General features: G+C 58.8%; 10 protein-coding genes. 7 read left to right on the top strand and 3 right to left on the bottom strand.

Going from position 1 to position 11,042, the window contains the following annotated elements; all coding sequences use genetic code 11:
- Positions 1 to 191: 191 nt before the first annotated feature.
- Positions 192 to 893, top strand: a complete 702-nt coding sequence (locus tag ACYQ6M_RS07250) for a helix-turn-helix domain-containing protein (protein WP_006939443.1) — start codon at positions 192 to 194, stop codon at positions 891 to 893.
- A gap of 212 nt (positions 894 to 1,105) precedes the next feature.
- Here ACYQ6M_RS07250 and ACYQ6M_RS07245 read toward each other — a convergent pair whose 3' ends face one another.
- Together ACYQ6M_RS07245 and ACYQ6M_RS07240 are read right to left on the bottom strand one after the other, a co-directional pair.
- On the bottom strand, positions 1,106 to 1,513 hold the full coding sequence (locus tag ACYQ6M_RS07245; protein ID WP_023000968.1) for a DUF4332 domain-containing protein: 408 nt from the start codon (positions 1,511 to 1,513) through the stop codon (positions 1,106 to 1,108).
- 44 nt (positions 1,514 to 1,557) lie between these two features.
- Complete coding sequence (locus ACYQ6M_RS07240; RefSeq protein WP_055656631.1) at positions 1,558 to 1,950, bottom strand: DUF2780 domain-containing protein; 393 nt, start codon at positions 1,948 to 1,950, stop codon at positions 1,558 to 1,560.
- 220 nt (positions 1,951 to 2,170) lie between these two features.
- Between ACYQ6M_RS07240 and ACYQ6M_RS07235 the strand changes: the two genes are divergently transcribed.
- The 6 genes from ACYQ6M_RS07235 (at position 2,171) to ACYQ6M_RS07210 (ending at position 9,688) form a co-directional block, all read left to right on the top strand.
- Positions 2,171 to 3,730 (top strand): helicase HerA-like domain-containing protein, encoded by a 1,560-nt coding sequence (locus ACYQ6M_RS07235; protein WP_023000966.1) that lies wholly within the window; start codon positions 2,171 to 2,173, stop codon positions 3,728 to 3,730.
- A gap of 8 nt (positions 3,731 to 3,738) precedes the next feature.
- Positions 3,739 to 4,686: a cation diffusion facilitator family transporter gene (locus ACYQ6M_RS07230; RefSeq protein ID WP_460072972.1), complete on the top strand. Its 948-nt coding sequence runs from the start codon at positions 3,739 to 3,741 to the stop codon at positions 4,684 to 4,686.
- A 131-nt stretch (positions 4,687 to 4,817) separates the two neighbouring features.
- Entirely contained in the window at positions 4,818 to 6,710 is a 1,893-nt protein-coding gene (locus tag ACYQ6M_RS07225; protein ID WP_460072970.1) for a mechanosensitive ion channel family protein, read from the top strand.
- 149 nt (positions 6,711 to 6,859) lie between these two features.
- Entirely contained in the window at positions 6,860 to 8,248 is a 1,389-nt protein-coding gene (locus ACYQ6M_RS07220; protein WP_460072968.1) for a dipeptidase, read from the top strand.
- Between the two features lie 103 nt (positions 8,249 to 8,351).
- A complete protein-coding gene (locus tag ACYQ6M_RS07215) occupies positions 8,352 to 8,933 on the top strand; it encodes an LOG family protein (RefSeq protein WP_460072966.1) in 582 nt (193 codons plus the stop codon).
- A gap of 164 nt (positions 8,934 to 9,097) precedes the next feature.
- Positions 9,098 to 9,688 carry a DUF1131 family protein gene (locus ACYQ6M_RS07210; RefSeq protein ID WP_023000961.1) on the top strand — a complete coding sequence of 197 codons (591 nt, stop codon included), beginning with the start codon at positions 9,098 to 9,100 and terminating at the stop codon, positions 9,686 to 9,688.
- A 220-nt stretch (positions 9,689 to 9,908) separates the two neighbouring features.
- Here the strand turns inward: ACYQ6M_RS07210 and ACYQ6M_RS07205 are convergent, their stop codons facing one another.
- Positions 9,909 to 10,946 carry a phytanoyl-CoA dioxygenase family protein gene (locus tag ACYQ6M_RS07205; protein ID WP_023000960.1) on the bottom strand — a complete coding sequence of 346 codons (1,038 nt, stop codon included), beginning with the start codon at positions 10,944 to 10,946 and terminating at the stop codon, positions 9,909 to 9,911.
- Between the last annotated feature and the right edge of the window lie 96 nt (positions 10,947 to 11,042).

Below are 11,042 nucleotides of genomic sequence, written 5' to 3'. Positions count from 1 at the left end.
ATCAATTGTATTGTAGCGTATAGCTGCTGACGCATGGGAAATTCTACCCTCATAAGAAATGCGCGGCGTCCGGATCCGACACTTACCTGAATAGGTTTGGCGGGAACGGGTTTCACCCATCAGCGGATGTTCCGGCTCGCGTACGGACACCCGCAAAGACGCGGCCACCCAAGCCGCAAAGGATGTGCACAATGCTTGATCAAACGGAATTGAAGAGCAAGCTGAGAGCAATCTCGGAAGCAAATGCCGCCCATCATGTTCTCGATATTTTGGAATCGAACCTTCGCCGCATGGGGGCGACGCATATCCTCATTACCGGCCTGCCGATGCCGAACCGCCCGATCGACAACCTCGTTCAACGGTTCCGGTGGCCAGATCAACGCAATGACGGAATTGAAAGCACTTCGCTTTCTGCAAATGACAGCGCCTTGATGCTTGGCCTCGGTTCAAACCGGGCTCGCGTCTGGACAATCTCCGCCGGTGACATGGAACATTCCGACCTTCTCGCGTCAGCCGGGGAAGGAAGTCAAGTTCTCGTCATCCCGGTAACGGAACTCTATCCTTTCCAGGCATTCGTGTTTGCAAGCGGCCCTGCTCTTCAGGTCAACAAATACGATCTTTCCAACCTGGAAGCTCTTGCAGCTGCTGCCTTCTCGCGCCTGCGCGAACTTGGCGTGATTTCCGGACAGCGACCGGGCGCATTGTCGACCCGTGAGCGCAAGGTGCTGGAACTGACGGCCTATGGCAAGACAGCCGGCGAAATCGCAGACGTGCTCGACATCTCCCAGCGGACTGTCCATGCTCACCTGCAGAATGCCAGTGTCAAGCTGAACGCTTCCAACAAGACCCACACCGTGGTCGAAGCGCTTCGTTACGGCCAGATCAGCGTATAACGCTGCTTCTCCAGCCAACAGCTTCAAGGGGCTAACAACAGGCGCACTTCGGTGCGCCTTTTTTGTTCTGGCGCGGATGCAAAACAACATGCGTCAGATGAGACCACGCCAGGCACGCACGCCGGGCAACAACGTCAAAATGCCAATCGCAAAAAGGAAAAGGCGCGCTTTCCGCACGCCTTTTTTGTCATTTCATTTTTAGCTTGCCGGCCTCAGTAGGTCATCATCGGCGGCAATTCCTTGGCCTGATCAACCCATTTGGTAACCTGGCTTTCACTCGGCACCTGGCGAACAAGCTTCTTGGCTTCGTTCACTTCCTGCATCTTCTCCGCCAGGTTGGCGGCATTGCGATGCTTCAGTTCCTTCACCGTGTCGACGCCGGCAGCTTCCAGGAGTTCGGAATATTCCTCACCAACGCCGCTGATGCGCATCAGATCCGCCATGTTGGCCCATTTCAGGATCCGCTTGCCGTCGATGCCGGTTTCTTCTTCCAGCGCCTTGCGACCTTTCGGGTCCTTCGCACGCTCCAGATAAGCTTCCGTTGTCTTGATGCCGACTTCACCCAGCTTTGCAGCATAGGTTGGGCCGATACCTTCGATTTCATCGATGGAATAAGACATGCGCTCAGAACTCCCTAATCAACCGGCAACCGAACCTGGGACAGTCAGACGATCTGGCTCAGTCCCGGAATTTGTGAAACCACTTCATTCACAACATCGTCCCCTGCTTTTTCCTTAGCATAGGAGACGAGTTCTTTGACAACACTTTGCACGCCATCCATGTCGAGGCCCGCATTTGTCAATTCATTGAGTGCCGCCATGGCGCCCATGCCACCGCCCATCATGCTTCCAAGACCGCTCAAAAACCCGCCGCCGGAACCGGCTTCCGCACGCGCATCGACAAGATCCTTCGCTCCAGGCAAAGCGTCGAAGATGAGCTGCATCTTGTCTTCCGGACCTTCCTTGTTCAAGAAGCCCAGAATGATGCCGATGGCGTTCTTGGCGACATCTTCCTCGATGCCTGCTGCCGCCATGATCCGCTGGATGAGCTCGTCCATGAAAATCTCCTGATCAAATGACTGACGCCCTGTCATCCGGCGCCCGCTTGGCTTCTCTATACAAGTCTCGAGGTGCCCACGTCGATGGGCAATGTCTTTTCTGCTCGACTATGCCGCATGCAGCCCGCACGCTCGTCCAATGCCGCCCGGCAACAGAATGTTTCAATCTGGCAGCGAAAGGCTCTAGGCTGCGGCGAGATGCAGGGATTCGGGGGTAATCGTGACGGTAAAAGACAGTATTTTCATCGGTGCCAGCACCAGGGAAGAAACCCTCACGCTCAAGCTCGCAAACCGCCATGGCTTGATTGCCGGAGCAACAGGCACCGGCAAGACCGTTTCACTCCAGATCCTTGCCGAAGGCTTTTCCAAGGCCGGTGTTCCCGTGTTCTGCGCCGATATCAAGGGCGACCTGTCCGGACTTGCAACCGCGGGTGTTTCCAAGGACTTTCTTGAAAAACGCGCCAGCGATGTCGGGATCGCCGACGAATACACCTACGAAGCGTTCCCCGCGGTTTTCTGGGACCTGCTCGGCGAGCAAGGCCATCCGATCCGCACCACTGTTTCCGAGATCGGGCCCCTGCTCCTCGCCAGACTGCTGGAACTCAACGATACGCAGGAAGGTGTACTGAACGTCCTGTTCGAGCTGGCCGACGATGAAGGCCTGCTGCTGCTGGATCTGAAAGACCTCAGGGCAATGCTTGCCCACGTGGCAGAACGTGCCTCCGAGCTTTCCACGATCTACGGCAACGTTTCCAAGGCGTCCGTCGGGGCCATTCAGCGCAGGCTTCTGGTGCTGGAGCGCCAGGGCGGAGAACACTTCTTCGGAGAACCGGCCCTCGACATCCGTGACTTCATCCGCACCGCACCGGACGGCCGGGGCGTCGTCAACATTCTCGCTGCCGACAAGCTCATGTCCGCCCCCCGGCTCTATGGCGTTTTCCTGCTCTGGATGCTGTCTGAACTCTTTGAGGAACTGCCCGAAGTCGGTGATCCGGAAAAGCCGAAGCTGGTGTTCTTCTTCGACGAAGCCCACCTTCTGTTTTCCGATGCTCCCAAGGCACTTATCGAGAAGGTGGAACAGGTAGTCCGGCTGATACGTTCCAAGGGTGTCGGCGTCTATTTTGTTACTCAGAACCCGCTGGACGTACCGGAGACCGTGCTTTCCCAGCTCGGCAACCGCATCCAGCACGCCCTGCGTGCCTTCACGCCGCGCGACCAGAAGGCTGTCAGGGCAGCTGCGGAAACGTTCCGTCCCAACCCGGATCTCAACACCGAACGGGTCATCACGGAACTCGGTGTCGGCGAAGCACTGGTCTCGACCCTGGAAGGCAAAGGCATTCCGTCCGTTGTTCAGCGCACGCTCATCCGTCCGCCCTGTTCGCGGCTGGGTCCTGTCACTCAGGCCGAACGACGGGCCTTGATCCAGTCCAGCCCCGTCTTTGGCACTTATGAGCGCACCCGCGACCGGACGTCGGCATACGAAGTCCTGATGGGGCGCGCGCAGGAAGCGCAGAGACAGGAACAGCGGCGCCAGGAAAAGGAAGACAGCTACGCCAGGAAACATGGCGAGCCCCGGCGCTCGCGATCCGGTTTTCAGCTGCCCGACTTCGGACGCGATGACAGGCCGCGTCAGGAAAGCCGGGAACGGCGCAGCAACCGCCGTGGCCAGCGCGACACGGCCCTGGAAGCCGGGCTCAAGTCCGCAGCCAGAAGTCTCGGCTCCTCGCTCGGCCGTGCGCTGGTTCGGGGCCTGCTCGGTTCGCTGAAAAGAGGCAACTAGACAAAGCGATGCCGGCAACCGCGGCCCAAAATCTGGAGACCGAGCGCAAGGCGCTTGTCATCGGCAAATGGGCCAACCTGTTTATGGCCGTTGCCGGCCTTCTGACCGCCTGGGTATCCCGGTCCGACGCCATGCTGGTGGACGGGCTGTATTCGGCGGTCAACTTCATCTCCGCCATTGCGGCCGCTCGTATCGGGGCAAGGGTTGGCCTGCCACCGACACGCTCCAGACCCTGGGGACACGATTTCGACGAGGTGCTCTATGTCACCTTCCGGAGCCTCATCCTCATCGGCGTGCTGGTCTTCGCAGCCTTTGTCTCCATCTCGAAAATCTGGACCTTCTTTTCCGGAGGCATTGTCCCGGAACTGGTGTTTGGTCCGATCGCGGTCTACGCAGTCGTCATCGTCAGCATCTGCCTTGGCCTTGCATTCAACTTTCACCGTGCCTACCGGAAAACCGGCAAGCGCAGCGCCATCCTGAAGACCGAAGCCCGTGCCGCCCTCATCGACGGCGCGCTCAGCGTCGGATCGGGAGCAGCCCTTCTGTCGCTGCCCTATCTGGAAGATACGGTTCTCGGACCATTTGTCCCGATCGGCGATGCCCTCATCGTTCTGGTGTTGATCCTGGCGATCATCTGGCAGCCGCTTTCGACCTTCCGCACGACGCTGGCAGATCTTGCCGGCGTCAGCGCCCCCAGCAGCACTTATGCCAAGGTCGCCCGGGCTGCCAGGGACCTTGCCCGCGAAAAAGGCTATCGCCTGCATCGGGCAGCTGTCCTTCAGGCAGGGCGCATGCACTGGGTGGCCGTCTATCTCGACCCCGAAAAACCCGTTCGTGCCGAAGACATAGACACGTTCCGCGACATTCTCTCCGCCCGGCTGGAAGATGTCATCGGGCCTGCAAGGGTGGAAATTGTCCTCACCGCAAGCGATTACACCAATCCGGTTCAGGAGTGATGCGCCCCCATTATCCCCTGAGTAACAGGATAGTTACCCCTTCCCGTTAAGGCTGCAATCGAAACAACGGCAGACGGGGCAACATGCGTTACCGAGAAAACCGGCCACAACCGCAATACAAAGCCGAGTGCTTGCAACAGCGCCTCTTCGGTTCGGCCCTGCAATTGCTTTTCCTGCTGTCCCTGGTTGCTGTTCTCCTGACCGGCTCGCCGATGGCCCGTGCACAGGAGCGCGGCGCAGCCCCCACCAGTACGGAAGAGCGGGCAGGATCACTGGATCAAAATCGGGTGGCCCGCGCCCGGGAGTACCTGCGCGACAACCCGATTTCTCCACCCGACACGTCCAGTCCGCGTGCGACACTGGAAAGCTTCGTCTACATCATGAACGAAGTGAACACGCTCTGGATGTCTGTTCGGGACAGTTATGATGACAGCAACCGGTTGTTCCTGTCGGACAGCGAAGAGGAAAAATTGGTTCTGGTACGTGCGCTTCTTTCAAAAGCCGCGCAGACTTTCGACCTCAGCGGCATTCCCGTGACTTCCCGGGAAAATGCCAGTGTCGAGATTGCACTGCAGCTTCAGGAGATCCTGGACAGGATCCCGGCGCCGCTTTTCGAAGACATTCCCGGCTCGCCTGCAGGCAGCTCGCGACAGGCCGGCAACGCGGCGGATTTGCCTGACCATTGGACCATTCCCGGCACCAGCATCAACCTGCTGCGCCAGGATGAAGGGGAACTGCGCGGGCAGTACCTGTTTTCCAGGTCCTCCGTTGAGCGCATTCCCGAAGACTATGCAGTTGTACGGGTTCTGCCCATCACCGCGGATCGCGGGGAAGACCTCTTTGAATACTACACCTACACCCCCGGCAACCTGATTGCACCGCTCTGGTATGACGTCATTGAAGCAGGGCCAGACCTGCTTCAGTACCATTTTGCCGACCAGGCGTATTGGCAGTGGCTGGCACTTGCCGGACTTCTCGTCCTCTACGCGGTCGTGTTCGGATATTACGTCCGCTGGCGCAGGTGGCGTGCGGTCTCCGTGAACGAAGGTACCCGCATCGTCCACGCGATCCTCAATCCGGTTGTCGTCATCCTTGCCGCAAGTCTCTTCCGATATGTGTGCGAAGATCAGATCAACATCACAGGCATGCCTTTGGTGGCAGTCGGAACGTCGACGACAGCCATCATCTGGTCGGCGACCGCCTGGATGGTCTATCAGCTTCTGCAGCTGTTCTACGTCTGGTTTTCCAGCAGTGCCGGGGCTGCAAGAGACGGACTTGACGTCAGCCTTCTGCGCACCGGCTTCCGGGTCTTCTCCCTTGCCATCGCGCTGATCGTGCTCGGGTATGGCGCAACTCAGATCGGCATTCCGATCTACGGTGTCATCGCCGGTCTCGGCGTGGGCGGTCTTGCAATTGCCCTTGCCGCCCAGCCGACAATCGAAAACCTGATCGGCGGTATCATTCTCTATGCTGACCGGATGGTACGCGTCGGCGAGTTCTGCCAGTTCGACGATCTGGCGGGCACCGTGGAATCCATCGGCATCCGTTCAACCCGTATCAGGGCGCTCGACCGGACACTCATTACCGTTGCCAATGCCGACCTCGCCAAACGAAAGATCATCAACTACAGCTATCGCGATCAGTTTCACTTCCGACACAAACTCAAACTGCGGTATGAGACGAGCCCGGCATCACTGAAGCGCGTTCTGGCAGCGATCCACGACTATCTCCTCGCCCACGAAAAGGTAATCGAAGATCCGCTTCGCGTGCGTCTGATCGGTTTTGACGATTACGCTGTCACGGTCGACGTCTATGCCTATGTGCAGGCAGCCACCGTCGCGGCGTTTCAGGAAATCCAGGAAGAGCTTCTCTTCGGCATACGGGAGATCGTCGAGGCCAACGGATCAGAAATCGCCTATCCCTCCTCGACCGTCTATCTGTCGCAAGACAAGGGTCTGCAGGACGAACAGACGGCCGGTGACGCAGCACCTGCCACCGGCGAGAAAGAGATCCAGGCCGCCTGATGGATCGGCGGCCGGCGCTTTGCGGGCCGTCTTCTGCTTCCTGAATAAGCAATTGCGCTACGCGCGCCGATATGGCCTGTTAGGGCCTTCTCACATTGCCCGAGTCCATCGGGCCTGCTCCTATCTGTTCAAAAATTCAAGGATCCGTCATGAGTTCCATCGACAAGGTCTTGGCGCGCATCGATGCCAATCTCGACAACAGCCTCGACCGACTGTTCGACCTCCTCAAGATCAAGAGCATTTCCACCGACCCGGCTTTCAAGGCTCCGTGCCGTGAGGCCGCTGAATGGCTGGCAAGAGAACTGAACGACATCGGCATTGAAGCATCGGTACGCGACACGACCGGCCATCCGATGGTTGTCGGTCATCGCAAGTCCGGCAAGCCGGGACCGCATGTCCTGTTCTACGGCCACTACGACGTTCAGCCGGTCGATCCGCTGAACCTGTGGAAGCGCGACCCGTTCGATCCTGCCATCGAGACAAAGCCGGACGGCAGCAAGATCATCGTTGCCCGCGGTTCCGCCGACGACAAGGGTCAGCTGATGACCTTCGTGGAAGCGGCCCGCGCCTACCTGGAAGAAACCGGCGATCTGCCGCTCGACGTGTCGATCCTGTTCGAAGGTGAGGAAGAGTCTGGGTCGCCGTCGCTTCATCCGTTCCTTGAAGCCAACAAGGACGAACTGTCCTGCGACCTCGCGCTCGTGTGCGACACCGGCATGTGGGACGCTGAAACACCGGCAATCTCCATCATGCTGCGCGGCATGGTCGGCGACGAGATCATCGTCAAGGCGGCCAGCCGCGACCTGCATTCCGGCTCCTATGGTGGCTCGGCTCAAAACCCGAACCACATCGTCGCTACGATCATTGCCGGCCTGCACGATGAGAACGGCAAGGTGACCCTGCCCGGCTTCTACGACGGCGTCATCGACATGCCGGAGGAAGTCACCAAGATGTGGGACGAGCTCGGTTTCTCGGTCGAGGAATTCCTCGGCGAGGTCGGCCTGAAATATCCGCGCGGTGAAAAGGACCGCATACCGCTTGAACATCTCTGGACCCGCCCGACCGTTGAAGTGAACGGAATGTGGGGCGGTTACCAGGGTGCCGGTTCCAAGACCGTGATTCCGGCCGAAGCACATGCCAAGTTCACCTTCCGCCTTGTCGGCGATCAGGACCCGGACAAGGTCCAGGAAGCTTTCCGCGCCTACGTGCGCTCGAAGATCCCGGCAGACTGCACGGTGGATTTCATTGCCAAGGAAGGCAGCCCTGCCCTCAGGCTCGACTTTGCGATGCCTGCGCTGGAAAAGGGCAAGACAGCCCTCAAGGCGGAATGGGACAAGGATGCTGCACTGATCGGAATGGGCGGTTCGATCCCGATCGTGGGTGATTTCAAGCGCATGCTGGGCATGGATTCGCTGCTGATCGGCTTTGGTCTGGAAGATGACCAGATCCATTCGCCGAACGAAAAATACAACCTGACCAGCTTCCATAAGGGCATCCGTTCCTGGGCCCGGGTTCTGGACGAGTTGGCCAAAGACTGACCTTGAAGATGTCACGCGGGCCCACGGGCCCGCGTGTCATGGATCGAACACGATCAAAATTCCTGAGGGCAGAGCCTGCCACCTCAGCGACCGGAGAACAGACATGAAATCCATTTGCGTCTTTTGTGGCTCCAGCTACGGCGCTCTCGAGGCATATGCGGATATTGCGCGCGAAACGGGACGCGCCATCGCCGAACAGGGCTACACGCTTGTCTATGGCGGCGCCAAGGTTGGCCTGATGGGCACCGTTGCCGATGCGGCACTTGCAGCCGGTGGCAAGGTGATCGGCGTGCTGCCGCGATCTCTTCAGGACAAGGAAATCGGCCACGAGGGTTTGAGCGAACTGCATCTCGTGGATTCGATGCATGAGCGCAAGGCGATGATGGCAGACTTGTCCGACGCCTTCATAGCCCTTCCGGGCGGCGTTGGTACGCTGGAAGAGATTTTCGAAGTCTGGACCTGGGGCCAGCTCGGTTATCACAAGAAGCCCTGCGGTTTCCTCAATGCCGAAGGCTATTACGATCACCTGATCGCCTTCCTCGATCACCAGACAGACCAGGGTTTCACCAAACAGGTGATGCGCGACATGGCGCAGATCGCCAGTTCTCCGCTGGATATGATCCGCCAGTTCGAAAACTATACGCCCCCTTCCGCTCCCAAATGGATCAACCGGGACGAGACCTGACAGGCACGCTGAAACGCAAGCCTTGATGCCCCTGCGGCAGTTGCCTGCAAGCTTCGGGAACTGTCCACAGGGGGCATCGCTCTCTTTGCAAACAAGACGTTACTTGGTAAATCCCGTATCGCTTCTGCGCACTTCGGCGCAGCCCAATCAGCCCGAGTATCATCATGCGTCTAACTGCTATCGGTTTTGCCTGCCTTTTCGCACTTACGGGAGCGGCCTGCGCACCGACGGCGGATCTGGACGGCACATCCGGGCGCCTGGTGCGGACATCCAACATCACGCTGGTGCAAATCGCTGAAGATCATGTCGGCGGCATTACCGGTGAAACCCAATACGGCCAGAAAGCCATTGAGGCAGCCCTGCCCGGCTTCACCACCGAAGGCATTCAGACCGCCAACGAAAACTCCACCGAGTGGGCGCTAGCAGCTTTCAACAGTGACGGCTTTCAGGTGTTGCAGGTGTTCAAGGGTCAGAACGGCAAGGTCCGCACCGTCCACGGTGTGACACACCACCTGCAGGGCCCGAACGGCGAACGGATCGGCATGACCTTTTCGGAAATCGGCTCCTCACGGGCCGATTGCCGTGTCGGCCAGAACCTGTGGCGTGGCATGGCAATCTGCCATTCCGATGGCCATCCGAACGTGGAACTGGTCTACGCAATCCCGGGCTACGACGGCCCGTTCGACCGCCTTCCGGCTGAAAACGACCTGTTCGATGCACAGCTCCAGCGGATCCTCTGGACACCGAAGAGCTGACGGTTACACGGCCGGCCAGGTTCATTCCGACAGAGCACCCCCAATTTCCCCCTCATCCTGAGGAAGCGCGAAAGCGCTGTCTCGAAGGATGGGCGGCACACTCTTGAGCAGGTGTCCCATCCTTCGAGACGGACCTGATGGTCCTCCTCAGGATGAGGTTGGATGGGAACAATTGACTATCGGATCTTTGAAACGAAGAAATCAGAAAACACCTCAGCCCTCACACATGCGGCTGCGAGCGCACCATGACTTCGCCCACCTTGCGCCACACGTTGCGCTGCTTCAGCGTCTTTTCAGCCACATCCGCAAGATCCATCAGAACCGGCATGCCGCGATCCTTGAGACCCGGCAGTGCCTTGATGTCGCCGCCGGTCCACGGCAGGAACGGATTGCGGCGCATGTGCCAGTGGATTTCCGAACGGACTGTCGGTTTGTCGGACGGCGTGCGGCCGTGAAAGGCAAAGGTATCGGCCACGATCAACGTGTTTTCCGGCACCGCCATCTTTTTGGGCTGCGGCAGGCCAAGGGAGGCAAGCTCATCCGCCTTGATCCGGAAAGACCCGCTGGCATGGTGGGACCTCAGGTCCTTGGCTGCGCTCAGGGAGCATTCGTACTCCCATTCCAGCCGCTCCTTCGTGAGCTTGTGTGAGCCCGGCACGAAGAAGAAGGGCCCGTCGTCCTCGCCGACGTCCTGCAGGAACAGCCAGGCCTTGGACGTCGCGTGGAACGTATCTGCATGGGCATCGGACTGCGGATCTTTTTTCTTCACCTTCAACGGTTCCACCAGGACCGTCTGAATGAAATTGAGAGGCTGTCCGCCCTGTGAGGCGGCATAGCGGATCATATTGATCGCGCGCGGATCACGCACCGCCTGAGCCAACGCAGCGTTTTTGCGCAACACCTCCGGCGGCAGCAATGTCATCCGCGTCACCGCCTGGCCCTGACGCATCTCCCGCGATTCGAACGGCTGGTTGAACACTTCTTCCTTGAGCTGGCGGAAAGTTTCTTCCGGAAGGAAGTTCTTGACCAGGAAATAGCCGTTCTCATCGAAGAAAGCCTGCTGGTCCCGATCAACCAGATGCGCCAGCTTCGCGCGTCTGTGTGCTGCAAGATCGGCCGCAAGCTGCACTCTTTTCTTGTGCAGGCCCCAGGTATTCAGCCTCTCGCTTCCCAGAAGCGGATTCTTGCGCGGAGACTTGTCGGTTCCGGCGAGACCCAGAACCCAGAACGGGGCTTTCAGATAGGACAAGGGTGTCATGCAGCACCAAAAATGAATTTCATCGAAGTGGCGTGTATCTAACACGTTTTTGCCTGCGGGTTTCAATGTTTCCATCCGTTTCGGCGCTGTTTTGCG

It is taken from the genome of Roseibium sp. ROS1 (assembly GCF_054658215.1).
The sequence above is the reverse complement of the archived record's forward strand: the minus strand, read 5'-3'. Positions and strand labels throughout refer to the sequence as shown.